At 69.6% G+C, this 21,148-nt stretch carries 24 protein-coding genes; 15 read left to right on the top strand and 9 right to left on the bottom strand.

The features are described from left to right. Positions 1-33 precede the first annotated feature (33 nt). The 4 genes from ACFWPJ_RS04615 to ACFWPJ_RS04600 form a co-directional block, all read right to left on the bottom strand. Positions 34-1,254: an NADP-dependent malic enzyme gene (locus ACFWPJ_RS04615; RefSeq protein WP_378847141.1), complete on the bottom strand. Its 1,221-nt coding sequence runs from the start codon at positions 1,252-1,254 to the stop codon at positions 34-36. Positions 1,255-1,665: 411 nt separating this feature from the next. Further along, positions 1,666-3,228, bottom strand: a complete 1,563-nt coding sequence (locus tag ACFWPJ_RS04610) for an FAD-binding protein (protein WP_378847138.1) — start codon at positions 3,226-3,228, stop codon at positions 1,666-1,668. Between the two features lie 51 nt (positions 3,229-3,279). Further along, the gene (locus ACFWPJ_RS04605; RefSeq protein WP_378847135.1) at positions 3,280-3,546 is read right to left on the bottom strand and encodes a hypothetical protein; all 267 of its coding nucleotides are present in this window, start codon (positions 3,544-3,546) and stop codon (positions 3,280-3,282) included. Next, a complete protein-coding gene (locus tag ACFWPJ_RS04600; protein ID WP_378847132.1) occupies positions 3,543-4,397 on the bottom strand; it encodes a PHP domain-containing protein in 855 nt (284 codons plus the stop codon). The genes ACFWPJ_RS04605 and ACFWPJ_RS04600 overlap by 4 nt, the downstream gene beginning before the upstream one ends. 77 nt (positions 4,398-4,474) lie before the next feature. On the opposite strand from ACFWPJ_RS04600, the gene ACFWPJ_RS04595 reads away from it, so the two are divergent. Further along, complete coding sequence (locus ACFWPJ_RS04595) at positions 4,475-5,551, top strand: magnesium and cobalt transport protein CorA (protein WP_378847130.1); 1,077 nt, start codon at positions 4,475-4,477, stop codon at positions 5,549-5,551. On the opposite strand, the gene ACFWPJ_RS04590 is transcribed toward ACFWPJ_RS04595, so the two are convergent. From ACFWPJ_RS04590 to ACFWPJ_RS04580, 3 genes are read right to left on the bottom strand one after another with little or no spacing between them, the layout of a single operon-like run. Then, positions 5,548-6,129, bottom strand: coding sequence for a suppressor of fused domain protein (locus ACFWPJ_RS04590; protein WP_378847129.1), 582 nt, complete (start codon positions 6,127-6,129; stop codon positions 5,548-5,550). The genes ACFWPJ_RS04595 and ACFWPJ_RS04590 overlap by 4 nt on opposite strands. A gap of 4 nt (positions 6,130-6,133) precedes the next feature. Then, positions 6,134-6,628: a general stress protein gene (locus ACFWPJ_RS04585; RefSeq protein WP_378847126.1), complete on the bottom strand. Its 495-nt coding sequence runs from the start codon at positions 6,626-6,628 to the stop codon at positions 6,134-6,136. Between the two features lie 12 nt (positions 6,629-6,640). After that, on the bottom strand, positions 6,641-7,597 hold the full coding sequence (locus ACFWPJ_RS04580) for an HpcH/HpaI aldolase/citrate lyase family protein (RefSeq protein WP_378847124.1): 957 nt from the start codon (positions 7,595-7,597) through the stop codon (positions 6,641-6,643). A 33-nt stretch (positions 7,598-7,630) separates the two neighbouring features. Between ACFWPJ_RS04580 and ACFWPJ_RS04575 the strand changes: the two genes are divergently transcribed. From ACFWPJ_RS04575 to ACFWPJ_RS04515, 13 genes are all read left to right on the top strand, one after another. Then, positions 7,631-8,944 (top strand): magnesium transporter MgtE N-terminal domain-containing protein, encoded by a 1,314-nt coding sequence (locus ACFWPJ_RS04575; protein ID WP_378847121.1) that lies wholly within the window; start codon positions 7,631-7,633, stop codon positions 8,942-8,944. Then, a complete protein-coding gene (locus ACFWPJ_RS04570; protein ID WP_378847118.1) occupies positions 8,941-9,531 on the top strand; it encodes a DUF1003 domain-containing protein in 591 nt (196 codons plus the stop codon). Before ACFWPJ_RS04575 ends, ACFWPJ_RS04570 begins: the two co-directional genes overlap by 4 nt. A gap of 136 nt (positions 9,532-9,667) precedes the next feature. Beyond that, positions 9,668-11,056, top strand: coding sequence for a lytic murein transglycosylase (locus tag ACFWPJ_RS04565; protein ID WP_378847116.1), 1,389 nt, complete (start codon positions 9,668-9,670; stop codon positions 11,054-11,056). Positions 11,057-11,152: 96 nt separating this feature from the next. Further along, the gene (locus tag ACFWPJ_RS04560; RefSeq protein ID WP_378847113.1) at positions 11,153-12,010 is read left to right on the top strand and encodes a lytic transglycosylase domain-containing protein; all 858 of its coding nucleotides are present in this window, start codon (positions 11,153-11,155) and stop codon (positions 12,008-12,010) included. A 135-nt stretch (positions 12,011-12,145) separates the two neighbouring features. Next, positions 12,146-12,478 (top strand): hypothetical protein, encoded by a 333-nt coding sequence (locus ACFWPJ_RS04555; protein ID WP_378847111.1) that lies wholly within the window; start codon positions 12,146-12,148, stop codon positions 12,476-12,478. Further along, positions 12,475-13,200, top strand: a complete 726-nt coding sequence (locus tag ACFWPJ_RS04550; RefSeq protein ID WP_378847108.1) for a WXG100 family type VII secretion target — start codon at positions 12,475-12,477, stop codon at positions 13,198-13,200. The genes ACFWPJ_RS04555 and ACFWPJ_RS04550 overlap by 4 nt, the downstream gene beginning before the upstream one ends. An 84-nt stretch (positions 13,201-13,284) precedes the next feature. After that, entirely contained in the window at positions 13,285-13,689 is a 405-nt protein-coding gene (locus ACFWPJ_RS04545; RefSeq protein WP_378847106.1) for a hypothetical protein, read from the top strand. 100 nt (positions 13,690-13,789) lie between these two features. Then, complete coding sequence (locus ACFWPJ_RS04540) at positions 13,790-14,293, top strand: hypothetical protein (protein WP_378847105.1); 504 nt, start codon at positions 13,790-13,792, stop codon at positions 14,291-14,293. A 124-nt stretch (positions 14,294-14,417) separates the two neighbouring features. Next, positions 14,418-15,554, top strand: coding sequence for an Mrp/NBP35 family ATP-binding protein (locus ACFWPJ_RS04535; RefSeq protein ID WP_378847103.1), 1,137 nt, complete (start codon positions 14,418-14,420; stop codon positions 15,552-15,554). 160 nt (positions 15,555-15,714) lie between these two features. After that, complete coding sequence (locus ACFWPJ_RS04530; RefSeq protein ID WP_378847101.1) at positions 15,715-16,035, top strand: DivIVA domain-containing protein; 321 nt, start codon at positions 15,715-15,717, stop codon at positions 16,033-16,035. Further along, on the top strand, positions 16,032-16,664 hold the full coding sequence (locus tag ACFWPJ_RS04525; protein WP_378847098.1) for a DNA-3-methyladenine glycosylase I: 633 nt from the start codon (positions 16,032-16,034) through the stop codon (positions 16,662-16,664). Before ACFWPJ_RS04530 ends, ACFWPJ_RS04525 begins: the two co-directional genes overlap by 4 nt. Before the next feature lie 80 nt (positions 16,665-16,744). Then, complete coding sequence (locus tag ACFWPJ_RS04520; protein WP_378847096.1) at positions 16,745-16,912, top strand: DUF3117 domain-containing protein; 168 nt, start codon at positions 16,745-16,747, stop codon at positions 16,910-16,912. 14 nt (positions 16,913-16,926) lie between these two features. Next, positions 16,927-17,829, top strand: a complete 903-nt coding sequence (locus ACFWPJ_RS04515; protein WP_378847093.1) for a putative RNA methyltransferase — start codon at positions 16,927-16,929, stop codon at positions 17,827-17,829. Positions 17,830-17,980: 151 nt separating this feature from the next. Here the strand turns inward: ACFWPJ_RS04515 and glgA are convergent, their stop codons facing one another. Then, positions 17,981-19,147 (bottom strand): glycogen synthase, encoded by a 1,167-nt coding sequence (glgA, locus tag ACFWPJ_RS04510; protein WP_378847146.1) that lies wholly within the window; start codon positions 19,145-19,147, stop codon positions 17,981-17,983. A 109-nt stretch (positions 19,148-19,256) separates the two neighbouring features. On the opposite strand from glgA, the gene glgC reads away from it, so the two are divergent. After that, positions 19,257-20,474: a glucose-1-phosphate adenylyltransferase gene (gene glgC / locus ACFWPJ_RS04505; protein WP_378847090.1), complete on the top strand. Its 1,218-nt coding sequence runs from the start codon at positions 19,257-19,259 to the stop codon at positions 20,472-20,474. A gap of 29 nt (positions 20,475-20,503) precedes the next feature. Here glgC and ACFWPJ_RS04500 read toward each other — a convergent pair whose 3' ends face one another. Beyond that, complete coding sequence (locus tag ACFWPJ_RS04500) at positions 20,504-21,127, bottom strand: O-methyltransferase (protein WP_378847144.1); 624 nt, start codon at positions 21,125-21,127, stop codon at positions 20,504-20,506. Between the last annotated feature and the right edge of the window lie 21 nt (positions 21,128-21,148).

Genomic DNA, 21,148 nt, shown 5'->3' with positions numbered 1-21,148 from the left:
GGTGGGGGGCGCTTCGGCGGTGAGTACTGCTGACTAGGCGACGCCCTCGCGGCGGGCGGCCTCGGCCACGGCCTCGGCGACGGCCGGAGCCACGCGCGGGTCCAGCGGGCTGGGGATGATCCGGTCAACGGACAGCTCGTCGGCGACGACACCGAAGATGGCGTCGGCCGCGGCGACCTTCATGCCCTCGGTGATCCGGCGCGCGCCCGCGTCCAGCGCACCCTTGAACACGCCGGGGAAGGCGAGCACGTTGTTGATCTGGTTCGGGAAGTCGCTGCGGCCGGTCGCCACGATCGCGGCGTACTTGGCGGCCACCTCGGGGTGGATCTCCGGGTCGGGGTTCGACATGGCGAACACGATCGACTTCGGCGCCATCGAGGCGATGAGCTCCTCGGGGATGGTGCCCGCGGACAGGCCGAGGAACACGTCGGCACCGGCGAGGGCCTCGGCGGCGCCACCGGTCAGGCCGCGCGGGTTGCTGCGGGCGGCCAGCTCGGCCTTCACGCCGTTGAGGCCGTCGCGACCGGCGCTGACGATGCCCTTGGAGTCGAGCACGACCACATCGGGGACGCCCGCGGCGAGCAGGATGTTGGCGCAGGCCACACCGGCCGCACCGGCACCGGACACCACGACCTTCAGCGCCGACATGTCCCGGCCCTGCTGCGCGGCCGCGCCCTTGAGGGCGGCCAGCACCACGATGGCGGTGCCGTGCTGGTCGTCGTGCATGACGGGGCAGTCCAGCGCCTCGATGACGCGCTGCTCGATCTCGAAGCAGCGCGGCGCCGAGATGTCCTCCAGGTTGACCGCGCCGAAGCTCGGGCGCAGGTGGATCAGCGTCTGGACGATCTCGTCGGGATCGGTGGTGTCGAGCACCAGCGGGATCGAGTTCAGCCCGGCGAACTTCTTGAACAGCGCGGCCTTGCCCTCCATCACGGGCAGCGAGGCGCGCGGGCCGATGTCGCCGAGGCCGAGCACAGCGGTGCCGTCGCTGACCACGACCACGAGGCGGTCGGTCCAGGTGTAGGTCTTGGTGAGCGCGGGGTCCTCCGCGATCGCACGGCTGACCTGGGCAACGCCGGGGGTGTAGGCGATGGACAGATCACGCTGGGTCTCGAGCGGGGCACTGAGCTCGACCGACAGCTTGCCGCCGAGGTGACCCGCGAAGATCTCGTCGTGGGTGATGGCAGCAAGACTCGCTGCGTCATCGGCCTGGGGCGCCGCGGTGGCATTCGGTGCGTCAGTCACAGGTGACACGATTTCACTCCTGCTCGAGTCGGACTCAACCGGGGGACGGTTACCGCCGGGTATATCGGGATTACGGAATTGCATGACGCTCATAGGGCGCGCAGCCAGGGCGAATACCGGAGAAAACCGGGCGCGTGGCGCGGCACTGATCCGCAGAGCGGAGCCGGACGGGTGGTCCGGGCAGACAAACGGGTCGACCCCCGACCGCGACGGTGCGTCGCGAGGCGAAGGGTCACCATGGTCCCCGAACCCGGCGGTGGCAAGGGAAGGGAATCCGCAACATTCTGCCAGCCGGACCGACCAGTTGCCAAACCGGTTCGGTGTGTCATCCGGTCGAGCGTCATGTGTCGAGGGTAGCCGCGCCGAATTGCCATGGCGTTAGAGAAAACTCGCAGCTGGCGGGGAACATCCGGTGAACAATCACACCGCGGCCGGTCGGCTCGCGGTGAGCTCGCCGTCCCACGGATCGGGCGAATCGGCCCGGCGGACCCACACGTCGTCGAGCCCGCCACAGCGCTGCCTGACCCGCCAGTGCGCGACCGCGTCCGGATGGTCGATGCGCCGGTGGATGCCGCGGCTCTCGGTGCGCACGAGCGCGCTGTAGCCCGCCCACCGCGCGACCGCGAGCAGGGCCGCGGCCTGCCTGGCCCGCAGCTGCCCGGCGCCGATGCCGCCCAGCTCGAACCGCGCCCCCGGCCACATAATATCCAGCTCGGCGATGCTGTCGCGCAGGCTGCCCGCACTGCGCCGGTAACTGCGCCGCAGCGGCAGCGTGTGCTCCTGCACCAGGCCGATCACCGAGCGCGGATCGATGTGGGCGTGCGGCCCGAGGCCCGCTCCCGGCACCGGGCGCGCGCTGGTGGCGCGCTCGGTGACCATCGCGAAGGCCGCCGCGCCCGCACCCGCCCAGGTTCCGGCGGCCAGCGCCCACGCACCTCGCAGGCCGCCGGTCACCCCCGCCGCACCCGCGATGACTTCCCGGCCGGCGACGGCGCCCGCGGCGAAGAGTCCGCGGACCGTCGTCATGCAGTCCGATCCCGACAACGCCAGGCCGCCTGCCCCGAGGACCGTTCCCTCCAGCACCGCGCGCACGGGTACCCGGCCCGCGGAGTCGATCGCACCGTGCCTGCCCAGCCAGTGCCGGACCGTGTCGGGCACCTCGTGCAGCGCGGCGTAGACCCGTCTGCCGTCGGCGAGCGCGGCCAGCGCCGCCGGGTGATACGCGCCGGGGAGTTCTATCCCCGACTCGTCGTAGAGGACGGCGAAGTGCACCGAGAGTCCAGGGGCGACAGCCGGATTCGGGTGTACCCGCGCCAGGACCGGCGCCAGTCCGTAGGCGCCGGAGAACTCCATGCCGGACAGCTCGGCCCCAGCCTCGGCCGCCATCAGCAGGCCCTCGCCGGTGTTCACGTCGGTGCCCGCGCCGCCGGACAGGAACGCGCAACCACCGGTCGCGAGCACCACCGCGCCCGCGCGGACAGTCCACGGCCGGAACTTGTTGTGGTGCTGAACACCCGCGGCGCCGACCACGGTGCCCGCCGGGTCGACGAGCAGATGCAGCGCCGGATGATGATCGAGAATGCGCACGCCGGCTTCCACGGCGCCGCGGCGCAGCCTGCGCAGATAGGTCGCGCCGTCCAGGTGCACCACCGGCGGATCGCCGGCCGCGGCATCGGGTACCCGGTGCCGCGGGCCGGACCAGACCCGCAGCCGCCGATGGGTCTCGTCGATCACCCGGTGCAGCCAGACGGGGTCACCGAGACCGCCGCCGCGCGCGAGTGCCCGATCGACCGCGTTCGCCCTGGCCTGACCAGGCGCGATGTCCCACAGGGTGGTGGTGCCGTAGACCGCCGGACCGCTGGAGCCGCAACGACTCTTGTCCACCAGAACGACCCTGGCGCCGGTGGCTGCGGCCGAGACGGCGGCCCAGAGCCCGGCGGGTCCGCCGCCGAGGATCAGAACATCCGTCTCGATGCTGCTCACAAAGAGAAATATTCGGGCACAGTTCACCCGGGCGCAACCACTACGCGGCCGTCAGCCCCACCATTGTGTCCAAAGCAGTACACCGGTCGTGACCAGGACTACCGCCGCCCCGGTGACCGCCGCAGGCCCGCGCCGCCGGTCGGCGAAGACCTGCGCGCCGACGACGACGATCGCGGCCAGCACATGCCAGCTCAGCGATTCGGCGCCGGGCCCGGGAAAGTCCCTGCGCGAACCGATCACCGCGGCACCGACCACGACGCAGAGCAGCACCACCACTCCGCCCGCGACGATGCCGCTGAGCCCGCGCAGCAGCGTCACGGGGCGATCACCGGCACCCCGCTCGCCTTGCCGATCAGCGCCTCGAACTGATCGAGATCGGTCCGGCAGGCGCCGATCTCGATGGTCTTGTTGCTGCCGTGATAGTCCGACGAGCCGGTCCGCAGCAGGCCGAGTTCGGCCGAAAGAGCGGTCAGCACAGCACGATCGGCGTCGGAGTGGTCCGGGTGGTCGATCTCGAGCCCGCCCAGCCCGAGCCCGGCCAGCTCCCTGATCTCGTCGAGCGCCAGCAGCCTGCCGCGCTTGCGTGCGCGCACATGGGCCACCACGCTGACGCCACCCGCGGCGGCGATCAGCTGGACCGCCCTGGTCAGCGGGGTGTCGGCCTTCTCCGCGTAGTACGGCCCGTGCGGGGCGAGCAGTTCCAGGAACGCGGCGTCGACGCTCTCGACCACGCCGGCCGCCACCAGCGCCCGCGCCAGATGCGGGCGCCCCGCCGCGGGACCGGCGCCGGCCAGCACCGCGTCAGGATCGATGGGCAGGCCGTCGGCCACCATCTTGTCGGCCATCGCGCGCACCCTGGCCACCCGTTCGGCGCGCAGCCGTTCGCGTTCCTCGGCGAAACCCGCGTCGGTGGGGTCGAACAGGTACGCCAGCAGGTGCACCGGGACGGGCCTGCCGTCCTCCCCCATCCCCTGGCACGACATCTCCATGCCGCGCACCAGCGTCAGCCCGGGCGGACGCGCCGCCTCGGCCTCGGCCCAGCCCGCGGTGGTGTCGTGGTCGGTGATGGCGACGACGTCGAGGCCGGCCGCGGCGGCGCGACGCACCAGCTCGGCCGGGCTGTCCGTGCCGTCGGAGGCCGTCGAATGGGTATGCAGATCGATGCGCACACCCTCAGTCTTACAGTGCGGTCTCGGCGGGTGCGCAGCCCTGGGCCGACTCGGCAGTTGGCCGTAGCATCCAGGTCGTGCCCTCACTACCGCAGATGCCGTCGTTTCGCGGGCCGAGCAGGCCTGCGACGCCGCGGCCGCGGATCCCCGTGCCGACGGCGCGCGCCATCGTCGACTGCGGCGTCTACGTCGACGGCAAGCGGCTGCCCGGACATTTCACCCCGCAGCAGGCGCTGGCCGAGGCGGGCAAGACCGAGGACGGGTTCGTCTGGCTGGGCCTGCACGATCCGGACGAGGGGCAGATGTCCGATGTCGCCCAGATCTTCGGCCTGCACCCACTGGCCGTCGAGGACACGGTGCACGGGCGCCAGCGCCCCAAGCTGGAGCGCTACGACAACACCCTGTTCCTGGTGATGCGCACCGTCAGCTACATCGAGCACGACATCCACGCCATCAGCGAGATCGTCGAGACCGGCGACATCATGGCGTTCACCGGCGCCCATTTCGCGATTACCGTCCGCCACGGTGAGCACACCGGACTGGCCGGGGTGCGCCGGGAACTGGAGGGCAAGCCCGATCAGCTACGGCTCGGCCCAGTGTCGGTGCTGCACGCCGTCGCCGACCACGTCGTGGACTCCTACGTCGATGTCGCCGAATCGGTCGAGTCCGATATCGACGAGATGGAGGAGGCGGTGTTCACCCCGGCCTCGAAAGTCGGTATCGGCGCGATCTACCAGCTCAAGCGGGAAGTGGTGGAACTGCGCCGGGCGGTCTCGCCGTTGGGGCAGCCGCTGCAGTACCTGGTGCACAACCAGGAAATGCCGGTGCCCAAGGAGATCCGCCGCTATCTGCGCGACGTCGCCGACCACCACACCAACGTCACCGAGCACATCGCCTACTTCGACGAATCGCTGAGCGGCCTGGTCAACGCGGCGCTGGCCAAGATCAGCGTCCAGCAGAACACCGACATGCGCAAGATCGCGGCCTATGCCGCCATGGCCGCGGTGCCGACCATGATCGCCGGCGTCTACGGCATGAACTTCGACTACATGTGGGAACTGCACCAGCCGTGGGCGTACCCGGTGGTGGTGGCGGCCATGGTCGTGTTGTGCGCCGCGCTGTTCCGCAGTTTCCGCCGCAACAAGTGGATCTAGAGGTTCACCGCGCCGCGAGCGGGGTCGCGCACATCGATGCCAGCCTCGGACCAGGCGTCGCGCAGCGCCTGCGCACCGCGCACGCGCACCCAGGCGGCCTCGGTCGCGGTGATCGGGGTGACGCTGAGATACCGCACCGGATCGGCGGGTTCGGGCAGCGCCACCTCGGTGATGTCGCTCTCGCCGAGCAGGACCGCGGTGAAGGTGGCGTTGTGCCACAGCGGTTCGCCCAGGTCCAGCAGGGCGTCGGCTTGCAGCACAACGCCTTCCACCGACGGCGTCGCGACGAGGACGCCCAGCGTGCGCGCGACACCGGCCTGCGGTCCCGCGCTCGCCAGCAACGTCAGCACCAGCTCCGCGCGCGGGCCCTTCACAGGATCGGCGAGCAGATCGGCCGGATCGCCCATCGGGTGGCGTGATCCGCCCAGGGTCGCGTAGTGGACCGCGTCCTCGCCCGGGATGCGCAGGATCTCGATCGGCTCCAACCCGAGGAAGGTGACCGAGGCCGAGTCGACCCGCGCCCGGTCGACGCCGTAATGGTCCAGCACCGCGGTGCGGACCGAATTCACCACATCCATTGCGTCACAGGGCCAATCGGGCCAGCATGTCGCGGGCGCGCTCGGCGGTCTTCGGGTCGCACAGCACGTCGTAGCGGCCGGCGACCAGTTGCATGGACGAGGCGAAGTCGCGCTGGCCCTTGGTGGCCGCGTACGGGATCGAGGTGGTGATCACGCCGAACACGATGCCACCGACCAGGCCGACGGCCAGCGGGCCAAGGGCACTGCCGGTGGTGGCGAACAGGCTCAGCAGCAGGCCGAGGAACAGGCCGAGCCAGGCGCCCGACACCACGCCGCCACCGATGACCTTGCCCCAGGTGAGCCGGTACAGCACCCGCTCCACCTGCATGAGATCGACGCCGACGATGGTCACGTCCTGCACCGGGAACTGCCCGTCGGCCAGGTAGTCGACCGCGCGCTGCGCCTCGGCGTAGGTCGGATACGAGCCGACCGGCCAGCCCGACGGCGGCGTCGGCAACGCCTGCCGTCCGCGATTCGGGTTGCCCAAGGGATTCGTCATAGTCCCATTCTGCTAGTTCTGGACCGGCTGTGGCGGAGTGAAACGCGTCGTGCGCGTCATTCCGGCAGCTCGGCCCTTCTCCGCTATGACCTGCGCCATCTTCGCACTGGCTTCGTCGATCATTTCATCCCCCAGCATGACGGCGCCACGCGCGCCGCCCGCCTCCGAGGTGTGGAAGGCATAGGCCTCCAGGATCAGCTCGGCGCGGTCGTAGTCGCCTTGGCGCGGGCTGAAGATCTCGTTGCACGCGTCGATCTGGTCGGGGTGCAGCACCCACTTGCCGTCGAAACCCAGTGCGGCGGTACGCCCGGCCGCCCGCCGGAACCCATCGACATCGCGAACCTGCAGGTACGGGCCGTCGATCGCCTGGATGCCGTGCGCGCGGGCGGCGAGCAGGATGGTCATCAGGATGTGGTGGTAGGCGTCGCCGACGTCGTAGCCCTCCGGCTGCTCGCCGACCACCAGCGTGCGCATATTGATACTGGCCATGAAATCGGCGGGGCCGAACACCAGCGCCTGCACGCGCGGGCTCGCGGTGGCGATCGCGTCGATATTGCGCAGGCCCATGGCGTTCTCGATCTGCGGCTCGATCCCGATCCGCCCGACCTCGAGCCCGCTCGCCTTCTCCAGCTGGGTCAGCAGCAGATCCAGCGCCTGCACCTGGCTCGCGTCGGTCACCTTGGGCAGCAGGATCGCGTCGAGCACCGCACCCGCGCCCTCGACCACCTGAATCACGTCGGCGTAGGTCCACTCGGTGGTCCAGTCGTTGACCCGGACCACCCGCAGCTGCGAGCCCCAGCCCGGTTCGTTCAGCGCGGCGACGATATTCGCCCGCGCCGCGCTCTTGGCGCCGGGCGCGACGGCGTCCTCGAGGTCGAGAAAGACCTCGTCCACCGGCAGGCCTTTGGCCTTGGCGATCATCTTGGGATTGCTGCCGGGAACGGCGAGCACCGATCGGCGGGGCTTCATGGGCTCCTCCTCGTGTGGCCTAGCCTGAGGGTCATGGCAACCACCAGGGTGTACGTCGCCCGGCTCGCCGGTCTGACGGTGCTGGGTCCGGACGGGGAGTCTATCGGCCGGGTCCGCGACGTCGTCGTGGCCGTGCGGCACGGGCGCCAGCAGCCGCGGGTGCACGGCATGGTCGTCGAATTGGTCACCCGGCGGCGGATTTTCGTGCCGATGCTGCGGGTGACCGCGATCGAGCCGGGCATCGTCACCCTGAACACCGGCACAGTGAGCCTGCGGCGATTCGCCCAGCGCCCCGGCGAGATGCTGGCCTTGGCCCAGATCGTGGACTCCCAGGTGCGGGTCGACGATCCCGGCCTGCCGGATCTGAACGGTATCGACGTCTACGTGGCCGATCTGGGCATCGAGCAGACCAGGACCAGGGATTGGGTGGTCGGCCGGGTCGCCGTGCGCGGGCATCGCCGGATCGGGCGCAGGCGCACCGTGCACGTGGTCGACTGGACGCAGGTCGATGGCCTGACACCCGCCGTGGTCGGCAGGCCTGGCCAGGACGTCACCACCCTGCTCGAACAGTTCGAGGGGCTGCGCGCCGCCGACGTCGCCCACCGGTTGCGCGAGCTGCCGGAGAAACGCCGCATCGAGGTGGCGATCGCCTTCGACGACGAACGCCTCGCCGATGTCGTCCAGGAGCTGCCCGACGACGACCAGGTCGATCTGCTCGGCCATCTCGAGGTGCGCCGCGCCGCCGACGTGCTCGAGGCGATGGACCCCGACGACGCCGCCGACCTGCTCGGCGAACTGCCCGAGAGCGAAGCCGAATCGCTGCTGGCCCTGATGGATCCGGAGGAATCCGAGCCGGTCCGCAGGCTGCTGGCGCACTCCCCCGACACCGCGGGCGGTCTGATGACGCCGAAACCGATCGTGCTCAGCCCGTCGACCACCGTCGCCGAGGCGCTGGCCCGGGTCCGCGACCCCGATCTCACCCCCGCGCTGGCGTCGATGGTGTTCGTCGTCCGGCCACCGACCGCGACCCCCACCGGCCGCTACCTGGGGTGCGCGCACATCCAGCAGCTGCTGCGGGAACCACCGGCGCACCTCGTCGGCGGGATCGTCGACACCGATCTGACACCGCTGTCACCGGATCTGCCGCTCTCGGCGGTGACCCGCTACTTCGCCACCTACAACCTGGTGTGCGGGCCGGTCGTCGACGCGGAGAATCATCTGCTCGGCGCGGTGACCGTCGACGATGTCCTCGATCACCTGCTGCCCGAGGACTGGCGCGAGGAAGAGGAGCCACCGTCGGCCCATGCCGAGGCGAGCATGCTCCGTGCGGAGGGAGGCACGTCGTGAGTGAGAAGAACCCGGCCCGTCAGCGGCTGGAAACCCCCGTCGGCTCGCGCTTTTCCCTCGACTGGGACTCCGAGGCGTTCGCGAGCAGCAGCGAGAAGGTCGCCCGGTTCCTCGGGACGGGACGGTATCTGGCGATGCAGACGGTGCTCGTCATCGTCTGGATCATCCTCAATGTGTTCGTGGTCGCGCTGCGCTGGGACCCGTACCCGTTCATCCTGCTCAACCTGGCGTTCTCCACCCAGGCCGCCTACGCGGCGCCGCTGATCCTGCTGGCCCAGAACCGGCAGGACAACCGCGACAAGGTCTCCCTCGAGGAGGACCGCACCCGGGCGGCACAGACCAAGGCCGACACCGAATTCCTGGCCCGCGAGCTCGCCTCGCTGCGCCTGGCCGTCGGCGACGTCGCCACCCGCGACTACCTGCGTCGCGAGCTCGAGGAGATCAAGGAGGTGCTCGACCGGATCGACGCGGTCACGACACCGGACGGCGCGCCGAAGACGGAGAAGAAGCGAAAAGCCGTTCGCAAGAAAACCTCCGGTCAAACGCCCTCTCCTGCCCCGGTTTCGCCAGGTGGTTCAGACGAGTAACCGGAAATGCTCTACAACTACCTGACCGGTAGGTAACCTGGATCACGTTGTTCCGGGCGGGCCGGAGGGGGACTCTGCGGTGCCGCTGCTTCGACGTAAAGGGTTGGTGGCCGTGCGAATCTCTGCTCCGATAACGATGTCGGCCCTTGTCGTCGCTGGACTCGTCGCCTCCGGATCGACCGTGCAGACCGCGACTCCCAGCACCGCGCCGACGGCGCCGGAAGCGCTACTGGCCGCGACGGCGAGCACCACCGAGGACACCCCCGAGGTCGATCCGTCCGAGATCGTCGGGCTGCTGCCGATCGCGCAGGAGGCGCCACGCAAGCTGCGCGCGCTCACACCGTCGGCGAACAACCTGGCACCTTTCGCCGGAACCGTTCCGCTGCACAGCATTTCGCTACCCACCGGCAGCGGCGCGCTGGGCATCCCGGAGATCGTGCTCGCCGCCTACCGCAATGCCGAACTGGCGATGGAGACCGCGCAGCCGGGCTGCGGGCTCACCTGGAACCTGCTGGCCGGCATCGGCCGGATCGAATCCGGGCACGCCAGCAGCGGCCGCACCGACGCGGCGGGCACCTCGACCACCCCGATCTACGGACCCGCGCTCGACGGCACGCTGCCGGGCAACGAGATCATCAGGGAAGCCGACGGCGGATTCGTCCGGGCGGTCGGCCCCATGCAGTTCCTGCCGAGCACCTGGGCGCTGTACTCCGCCGACGGCAACGGTGACGGCACCGCCGATCCGCACAATGTCTTCGACGCCGCGCTCGCCGCGGGCAAGTACCTGTGCTCGGGCGGCATGAACCTGCGCGAGGCGTCCCAGGAGCTGCGCGCGGTGCTGCGCTACAACAACTCGATGTCCTACGCGGCCAATGTGCTGAGCTGGTCGGCCGCGTACCGGACCGGTGGCGCGCCGAGCCAGGTCACCATCTCCCCCGACATCGTGCCGCCGGGCAGCGCCCCGCTGGTCTCGCCCAATGTGCTGGCCGCCGCCACCGACGCGCCGGTCACCGCGGCGCCGCCGTCGACGACCAATCAGCTGCCGCCGAACACGCCGAAGGTCACCACCCCGACGCAGGTGATGATCACGCTGCCCGGTCTGCCGCCGATCCCCTGCGGCATCTTCTGCCCGGCGCCGGTCGAGCCTGCGCCCGAGGTCTGCGTGAGCGAGCCGGTGCCCGCCCAGATGCCGAACCCGCTCGTGGAGGAGAAGCGCCCGGTCGAGCAGACCTACGGTGCAGCGGCGCCGAAGGATCCGGCTCAGCCCGAGCAGCAGGCCACCGAGCAGGAGGCCACCGCGCCCGTGTGCACGCCTGCCGCGACCGGGGAGCCCGCACCCGCCGAGGCGCCGGCAACCGAGGAACCGGAGAAAACTCCCGAACCGGGCATCGCGCCGACCGAGGAGCCCGCGCCCGCAGAGCCCGCACCCGCCGAGCCCGCCCCGGTGGCGCCCACTCAACAGCCCGGCATCACGCTGCCGTTCAACATCGTCATCCCGCTGCCGCCCGCCCCGGCGGCTCCGTAGAAATCAAACCGATATTCAGATCACAGAGGGGTAACAAAAAGGTCTCGGGTGCGGTAATCTCTTCTCATCCAACACGGTTGAGGAGGGCACCACACAGTGGGTCGTCATCGGAAACAGCCTGCTACGACGGTTCGCCGTAGCTCGCTCATCGCATTGACCGGATTGGTCCCCGCCGGACTCGTGGCCGTTACCGCCGCAGCCACCGACGCGACCATCGCAAGCACCGCGGCCGTCGAGCACGACCTGCCCGGTGTCGAACCGGAGGCCGCGCCCGAGCTCGTCGCATCGCCCCAGGCCGACATCGCCCAGGTCGCGCACGCGGAGGCTCGTCAGTCACCCTCCGCCGACCCGATGGTGAAAACCGTTGCGCTGCCGAATGATCGGGCGTCCGCCGATCTCCCCGCGGGCCCGCTCGGCATCCCCGGTATCGCGGTCGCCGCGTACCAGAGCGCCGAAGAGCAACTGGCCGTGGAGAATCCGCACTGCGGGATGTCCTGGTCGCTGCTGGCAGGCATCGGCCGCGTCGAATCCACCCACGCCTACGGCAAAGCCGACGCCGACGGTAACCCGATCAAGGCCGTCTACGGACCGGTCCTCGACGGCAGCCTGTACGGCAACAATGTCATCTACGACAGCGACGGCGGCGAACTCGACGGCCTCGGCGGCTACGACCGTGCCATCGGTCCCATGCAGTTCCTGCCAGAGACCTGGCACCGCTACGCCGCCGACGGCAACGGTGACGGCGTCGCCGACCCGCAGAACCTGTTCGACGCCGCTCTCACCGCGGGCCGCTACCTGTGCGACGGCGGGCTCAACATGCGCGACCTGTCCCAGCAGTCCAAGGCGATCCTGCGCTACAACAACTCGATGGCCTACGTCGCCAATGTGATGGCGTGGTCGGGCTCGTACTCGAGCGGCCTCGCCCCCAAGCCCTCGGACCTCCCCCGCATCTGAGGCACCGTCAGGGCCGCTGCCAAGGTGGGTCCAGGTCTCCTCTAGGCAAGGCGTGGTTGCACCGCGCGAGCCACTTATGTGAAAGTGCTCTGACATTCGCGCGGCGTCAGGTTCGCCGCCGGGAGAGGGGGCTCGATGTCGGAGACTTTCAAGGTCGATCCACCGGCGGTCGATGTGTTCGCCGCGAGATTGCAGGCACTCGCCGATGCCAACGCGAATGTCGCGACGTACCTGGAGAAGTGGCTGGTACTGGACAACACCGTGTGGGGCGACGGCGGGCTGATCCGCACGGGTCTCAGCGCCGTCAGCGAGGCGCACGGCAAACTGGCGCCGAACTACGCCGCACTGGGAACGCTCGCCGAGGCCGCGGCGACCGAATTGACCAAGGTGGCGCAGGTGTACCGCACCACCGACAAGGCGCTGGCCGATGAGCTGGACCGGACCTACCCCGCGGGCGGTCAGCCGTGACGACAACCCCTGCCGAGCACCTGACCGAACCCGCGCTCGAGGATCCGCTCAGCGACAAGTTCGAGTTCCTCATCACCTCCAACGCCGTCTCCCCGAGCTACTGGGTGAACACGTGGTGTGCAAACGTCGTCGGCACCGACCCGCTCAAGTGGGTCACCAGCAAGATCTCCGGTGATTGGGAGGCGCTGCAGAAGGCCGGCAAGGCCGTGGAGAACCTCGCCGCCTACAGTTCGGCCTTCTCCGAATCGGTCAAGTCCGCGGCGGCCGCGGTCGACACGACGTGGGACGGAAACGCGGCGACGAGCGCGCAGTCCTATTTCACCGAGCTCACGGCCGCTATCTCCGCCCAGGTCGATCCGCTGCAGGACATGGCCGACGAAATCAAGCATTTCGCCGAGTCCGCATACCACATCTCGACAGCGATGAGTAACGCACTGCAGGCAGTGCTGGACTACGGCGCCATCGCCTTCATCGAGTGGGTCGCGGTCAGAGTCGCCGCTCTCTCCGGCGTCGGCATTGTCGCGACGGCGGCGCTGGTCGCGGCTGCCACACTGACCACGCTCAAGGTCATCAACGAGTGGAACCTGTTGGTCCAGAAGTTCAACTCCGGATATGCCGCTCTCGAAGGCATCGCAGGTGTCGGTTTCGGCGTGGCCGCTGTCATCGAGTCCGCCGACATGCCCGTGCTGCCCACCGCCAACTACGACCATCCAGGAGCCTGAGTGAACGCGCCTGAGCCGATTCATGATCTGGCCCGCGGTGACATCGGAGTCTCACGGCAGCTGTCGAGGGCGCTGCGGGTACTGATGGACAACGCCACGGAACCGCAGTTGAAAAATCAGCTGCGCGGGATCCTCGAGGGGAAGGGCAGCGCCCGCGAACTGCTGCACAGTGAGGCTTTCAATCGGGTTGCCGATCAGACGATGCCCGCCGCGATGGCGCAGTTCGCCGGCATGTCGGATGAGCAGCGGCAGCGGCTGGCAGAACAGGGCGAAGCGGACTTGCTGCGGCTCAGGTCGCAGCCGGTCGCGGACGAGTTCAGGTCGGAGCCGGTCGCAGACCAGGCGCCCCCGTCGGCGCCCGCACCGGCCGCGAATATCGTGGTGCCCGGGACCCGCAAGCCCAACCGCGAGCGAATCGTCACCCCAGATGATGAGGACGAGGACGACCGGTATTTCCGCGAACGAAACCAGCGCGGGTGGCTGGCATGACTGTCACGCGAGCCAAGCGATGAGCGGGACGTCCCGGGAGCGTGTCGTCTTTGACACGGAGATCAGCCCGGAGTGGGTCCCGCTGTTCACCACGGAGCCGATGGAGCTGGTGCTGGCCGAGCCGATGCCCGAGGTGTGTAGCGAGCACGGTTTGCCTGCCAGTGGACACCGTCCTTTTATCGTGCACGACCGCGGGCCGTTCTCGGAGTTTCCGACCTTGCGGGTAATTCTGAGGTCCGCGCTGCCGCGGGAGCGGTCTTTGGCAGCGGCACGCCTCAGGTTCTCATATCCGGTCTGTGAACTCTGCCGGGATGAGATCAGGCGGTCGCGGTGGATCGCTGTAGCAGCCTTGCTGGCGATACCGCTGACGATCGCGGCTGTTCTCACGGTCGCGTCCCTCGAGCTGCGGCAGCTCTATGTGCCGTTGGCGTTCGCCGTTATGCCCGGATGCATGCCGATCGCCTTGCTGGTGGTCATGCTGGGGTGGAGCCGAGCGGGGTACTTCGCGGACGTCTGGATGAACCAGGACGGCGACCAGTTGATCGTGTCCGCGCATCCGGATTTCGTCGCCGCGGTCGAGCGGAACCGGGCCGAGACCCAGTGAACACCATCTGGGCGAGTGGCGACGGCGATCGCGGGCGCCCGGATCGCGGGTAATGCATCAGCGCCGCGAGCGGGATCAGCCCCTCCGACCGTGCTCGAATTACCCGCAGCATAAAATCGGGCATATGCCAGTGATGACGGAAGCGGATGTGCGGGCGGCGCTCGCGAAGGTCGACGATCCGGAGATCCGCAAGCCGATCACCGAGTTGGGCATGGTCAAGTCGATCGCCATCGCCGACAGCGGTGACGTGCATGTCGAGGTGTATCTGACCACGTCCGGCTGCCCGTTGCGGACCGAGATCGTCCAGCGCGTCACCAAGGCCGTCGCCGACGTGCCCGGCGCCGGTGCGGTGACCGTCGACCTCGACGTGATGAGCGACGAGCAGCGCACCGAGCTGCGCAAGTCGCTGCGCGGCGATTCGGCCGAGCCGGTGATCCCGTTCGCCCAGCCCGGTTCGCTCACCCGCGTGTACGCCGTCGCCTCCGGCAAGGGTGGTGTCGGCAAGTCCAGTGTCACCGCCAACCTGGCCGTCGCCCTGGCGCAGCGTGGCCTGTCGGTCGGTGTGCTCGACGCCGATATCTACGGCCACTCGATTCCGCGCATGCTCGGCACCGACGCCCGCCCGACACAGGTCGAGCGGATGATCATGCCGCCGATGGCATACGACGTGAAGATGATCTCGATCGCGCAGTTCACCCAGGGCAACACGCCCGTGGTGTGGCGTGGTCCGATGCTGCACCGCGCGCTGCAGCAGTTCCTCGCCGACGTCTTCTGGGGCGACCTGGACGTGCTGCTGCTCGACCTGCCGCCCGGCACCGGCGACGTGGCCATCTCCATCGCCCAGCTGATCCCCAGCGCCGAGATCCTGGTCGTCACCACCCCGCAGATCGCCGCCGCCGAGGTGGCCGAGCGCGCGGGCGCGATCGCCCTGCAGACCCGGCAGCGGATCGCGGGCGTGGTGGAGAACATGTCCTGGCTGGACCTGCCCGACGGCTCCCGGATGGAGCTCTACGGCTCCGGCGGCGGCCAAGTCGTCGCGGATCGCCTGACCCGCGCGGTCGGCTCGACGGTGCCGCTGCTCGGCCAGATCCCGATCGAGCAGGCCCTGCGCGAGGGCGGCGACGCGGGCACCCCGATCGTGCTCACCGACCCGGACAACCCGGCCGCCAAGGCCCTGCGCGAGGTCGCCGACAAGCTGGCCATCCGCAAGCGCGGCCTGGCGGGCATGTCGCTCGGCATCGACACCACGCGGCACCTGTAGCGGGCGCCCGTGGACAGGCACCTGATCTCGCCCGCACATGGGTAACTCACCGGGCACGGGCTGACCCGACCCGGCAGCTCGCCACCGGCCGCCGACGCAAACGACCCCGCACCTGAGTCCGGCCTGAATTCTCGGGGAGGCGGAACAGTAGGCTGGCAGGGTGCTAACGCTGCTTCTATACGTGCTTATCGTCGGGTTGGTGGCGGCGATGCTGTTCCTGGTGGCGAGTGCCGTGTTCGGGCGGTCCGAAGAACTCGGTCCGTTACCCGAGGGCACTACGGCCACAGTGCTGCCCGCGCAGGGCGTCACCGGGGCCGACGTACGCGCGTTGCGGTTTCAGCAGGTCGTGCGCGGTTACAAGGCCGGTGAGGTCGACTGGGCGCTGAGCAGGCTGGCCGAGCGCATCGACGAGCTCGAGCTGGAGCTGGCCCAGGTACGCCAGTGGCAGGCTCAGGTGGCGCCCGGGCAGGACCGGCCGTGACCGAGCTCGCCGACGACGGGCTCATCCGCTGCCCGTGGTCGACCGGCTCCCCGCTCTACCGCGACTATCACGACACCGAGTGGGGCAAGCCGCTGCACGGTGACGACGCCCTGTTCGAACGGCTGTGCCTCGAGGCGTTCCAGTCCGGGCTGGCCTGGATCACCGTCCTGCGCAAGCGCCCGGCGTTCCGGGCGGCGTTCGCCGGCTTCGAGATCGCGAAGGTCGCCGAATTCGGTGACGACGACCGCACCCGGCTGCTGGCCGACGCGGGCATCGTCCGCAACCGCGCCAAGATCGACGCGGTGATCGCCAATGCCAAGGTTGCCCGGGACCTGCCGGTGAGCCTCGACGAGCTGCTGTGGTCCTTCGCGCCCCCGCCACGCCCGCGCCCGGCGGCGATCGCGGACGTGCCCGCCACCACACCCGAATCCATTGCTCTGGCAAAGGAATTGAAGCGCCGGGGCTTCGCATTTGTGGGCCCGACGACGGCGTATGCCCTCATGCAGGCGACCGGGATGGTGGACGATCACCTGGAGGTTTGCTGGGTGCGCGCGGCCCCGGACGGAACCGACTCGGCAGTCACATTTCGTACTCAGGTGTCCGCCCGAGACGGCAATAGGGAAGAATAGGACCGGTGTGGCCCGCCGAACACCCGGCGAGCCAGAGAACAGGTGCGCACTCGACCGCGCAGATCTGGAGGGAGCAGAGGATGGCGGCCATGAAGCCCCGTACCGGGGACGGTCCCCTCGAGGCAACCAAGGAAGGTCGTGGAATCGTCATGCGGGTTCCACTCGAGGGTGGCGGGCGTCTGGTCGTCGAACTCACACCGGACGAGGCTGCGGCGCTCGGTGACGAACTGAAGCGCGTCACCAGCTGACGGCACTCACCGAGGTGGCCGCCCCCCTGGCCTGCCCGGTGTGCGGAGACGAACTGCGACCGCGCGAACGCGCGCTGCGCTGCGGTACCGGACACAGCTTCGACATCGCCCGGCAGGGCTATGTCGGGCTGCTCACCGGCGCGTCGACGAAGATGACCGGCGACACCGCCGCCATGCTCGACGCCCGCGCCGCCTTCCAGGGCACCGGGCACTTCGCGCCCATCGCCGCGGCGGCGACCCACGCCTTCGGCGCCGCACCGGCCGATGACGCCCCGGCGCCGACCGACGACACCGGTCGTGACCGTGCCGAACACCGCGGCGGCACCGCCCCCGAGCGCCCGCCGCACGGCGGAGTGATCCTCGAGGTCGGCGCGGGCACCGGCTACTACCTGGCCCAGGTCATCGAGGCCGATCCCCTGATGCGCGGCATCGCTCTGGATGTCGCCAAGCCCGCCGCACGCAGGTCGGCTCGTGCCCACCCCCGCGTGGCCTCGGTACTCGCCGACGCCTGGCGTGGCCTGCCGATCCGCGACAACACCCTCGCGGGCGTCCTCTCGGTCTTCGCCCCGCGCAACCCCACCGAGGTGGCCCGGGTCCTGGCCCCCGGCGGCCGCTTCGTCGTCGTCACCCCCACGGCCCGCCATCTGAGCGAGCTGGTCGGCCCACTCGACATGGTTCGAGTCGACCCCGACAAGGACCGCCGCCTGGCCGATTCCCTGTCGGGCGCCTTCACCCGCATCGCCCACACCCTCGTCGAGTTCCCGATGAAGCTCACCCGTGCCGACGTCACGAACGTCATCGCGATGGGCCCGTCCGCCTTCCACGGGACGCCCTCCGACGACCCCCGTATCGCGAGCCTGCCGGACATCACCGAGGTCACCGCGTCGGTGACGGTGTCGTCCTACATCCCGACCTGACCGATTACCGCAGCTGACAGCCTCGACGACCGGTCCCCGCGCTTCAGCCATGCGCTGAACGTTCACTATCCCGCCGATCAGTCGAAATCCGGGCCATCGCAGCGATCAGTGAATGCTCAGCGCAGTCAGTTGGCGGACTGTGAACCAGGCCCTAGCGCAGCACGCTCCGGTACACCTCGAGGGTCTGTTCGGCGATGCGCGCCCAGTCGAACTCCGCGATGGCCCGCGCCCGTCCTGCCTCGCCGTAGCGGACCGCGAGGGCCGGGTCGCCCGCCACCGCGTTCACCGCCGCGGCCAAGCCGTGTTCGTACTCTTCCGTTTCGGTGGCGTCGTAGTGCACCAGCCGACCGGTGACTCCGTCGTCGACGACCTCGGGGATCCCACCCACATCGGAGGCCACCACCGCGGTCGCGCAGGCCATCGCCTCCAGGTTGACGATGCCGAGCGGCTCGTAGACCGAGGGACAGACGAAAACCGCTGACGCGGCCAGAATCTGGCGAACCTGTTCGGTGGGCAACATCTCCTTGACCCAGAACACATTGCCGCGCTTGCGTTGCAGCCCGTCGACGGCGTCCGCGACCTCGAGTTCGAGTTCCCTGGTGTCGGCGGCGCCCGCGCACAGAACCAGCTGGATATCGGGGTCGAAATCCGCGGCGGCGGCGAGCAGGTGGCCGACGCCCTTCTGCCGGGTGATCCGGCCGACGAACGACACGATCGGCCGGTCGGCACGCACCCCGAGGCGCTCCAGCACCGGCATCTCCTCGCCCGTGGGCGGGCCGGAATGCCAGATGCCCGCATCGATGCCGTTGTGCACCACGTGAACCCGGTCCGGGTCGATCGCGGGGTAGGCGTCGAGCACGTCGTGCCGCATCCCCTCACTCACCGCGATGACAGCGTCGGCGTACTCCATCGCATTACGCTCCGACCACGACGAGAGCCGATATCCACCACCGAGCTGCTCGGCCTTCCACGGCCTGCGCGGTTCCAGCGAATGCGCGGTGAGCACATGCGGGATCCCATAGAGCGCCGCCGCGAGATGACCTGCCAGTCCCGCGTACCAGGTGTGCGAGTGCACCACGTCGACCGCGCCCACCGCATCGGCCATCCGCAGCTGCGCCGACATCATCTGCAGCGCGGCATTGGCGGCGTACAGCTCAGGATCCGGCCGATGAACGACAGCCCCATGGCGCGGCGCGCCCATGCAATGCACCGTCACCTCACACAGTTCCCGCAGCCTGCCGGTGAGCTCGGTGACATGCACACCCGCCCCGCCATACACCTCCGGCGGATACTCCCGGGTCAGCATGGCGACTCGCACCGATCCCGCCGGCGCCTGCTCGCTGTCGGTGCCAAAACTCACTGGTCCAAATTAAACCCTTGGGTCGACATGAGCCACCGTGGTGGCGGCCAGCCTGTACTTTGGCAGGGTGAGGAGCCAGCCGCACGTACTCGGGATCGTGCTCGCCGGTGGCGAGGGCAAGCGCCTATTTCCGCTCACCGCCGACCGCGCCAAGCCCGCGGTTCCCTTCGGTGGGGCGTACCGGCTGATCGACTTCGTGCTGAGCAATCTCGTCAACGCGGGCTATCTGCGCCTGTGCGTGCTCACCCAGTACAAGTCGCATTCGCTGGACCGCCACATCTCGCAGACCTGGCGGCTGTCGGGCTTCACCGGCGAGTACATCACCCCGGTGCCCGCGCAGCAGCGGCTCGGCCCGCGCTGGTACACCGGCAGCGCCGACGCGATCATGCAGTCGCTCAATCTGATCTATGACGAGGATCCCGACTACATCGTCGTCTTCGGCGCCGATCACGTGTACCGGATGGACCCGGAGCAGATGGTCGCCAGCCACATCGCCTCCGGCGCGGGCGTCACCGTCGCGGGCATCAGGGTGCCGCGCAGCGAGGCGAGCGCGTTCGGCTGCATCGACTCCGACGAGTCGGGCCGGATCACCCAGTTCCTGGAGAAGCCCGCGCACCCGCCCGGCACGCCCGACGACCCGAATATGACGTTCGCGTCGATGGGCAACTACGTGTTCACCACCCGCGTGCTCGTCGACGCGATCCGCGCCGACGCCGCGAACTCCGACTCCGACCACGACATGGGCGGCGACATCATCCCGACGCTGGTCGCGGCGGGCAAGGCCGCCGTCTACGACTTCGCCGACAACGACGTGCCCGGCGCCACCGAGCGCGACCGCGGCTACTGGCGCGACGTCGGCACCATCGACGCCTTCTACGAGGCGCACATGGACCTGGTCTCGGTCCACCCGGTGTTCAACCTCTACAACACTCACTGGCCGCTCCGCGGCGCCGCGGAGAACCTGCCGCCGGCCAAGTTCGCCCGCGGCGGCCTCGCCCAGGAATCGATCGTCGGTGCCGGCTCGATCCTGTCGGCGGCCACCGTCCGCAATTCGGTGCTCAGCTCGAACGTGATGATCGACGACGGCGCCACCGTCGAGGGCAGCGTGCTCATGCCCGGCGTCCGGATCGGCAAGGGCGCGGTGGTGCGCCACGCGATCCTGGACAAGAACGTGGTGGTCGCCGAGGGCGAGATCATCGGCGTCGACCTGGACCGCGACCGCGAACGGTTCGCCGTCAGCAACGGTGGCGTGGTCACCGTCGGCAAAGGGATCTGGGTCGGTTAGCTCTGCTGTCGGCGGCTGGCGCCGCGGTGTCAACCGCGCGAGGCGCAGAGCAGACCGTCGCCGATCGGAATCAGCACGCTGGTGAGCTCGGGATTCTCCGCGATGGCCCTGGTCGCCGCGCGCACCGCCTGGGTGGCCGGGTCGCGCTGGCTCTGATCGGGGACGCGCCCGCCCAGCAGCGCGTTGTGCAGGATGAACGCGCCGCCCTCGCGCAGCAGCCGGACACCCTGCTCGACGTAGAGCGGGTGCTCCATCGGGGCCGCGTCGACGAAGACGAGGTCGTAGGCGCCGTCGGCGAGCCGGGGTAGCACGTCGAGTGCGCGGCCGTTGATCAGCCGGGTGCGCGCCGGCGGGATCTCGGCGGTGCGGAAGGCCTCCTTGGCCGCGCGCTGATGCTCGGGCTCGGAGTCGATCGTGGTGAGCGTGCCGTCCTCGCGCATGCCGTCGAGCAGCCACAATCCGCTGATCCCGGCGCCGGTACCCACCTCGACGACGGCACGGGCGCCCAGCATCTGCGCGTACATGCTCAGCACGGCGCCGACGGAAGCGGGCACCGGAACGGCGCCCAGCTCGGTGGCCCGCTCGCGCGCATCCAGGAGGAGGTGGGGGAGGCGCACAGCCACCGACCCCAACGGCCCGGTGGCGCCCCCCATAGATTGAGCCCCACAAAAGAG

Source organism: Nocardia sp. NPDC058497, assembly GCF_042720195.1.
GTDB lineage: Bacteria > Actinomycetota > Actinomycetes > Mycobacteriales > Mycobacteriaceae > Nocardia.
The sequence above is the reverse complement of the archived record's forward strand: the minus strand, read 5'-3'. Positions and strand labels throughout refer to the sequence as shown.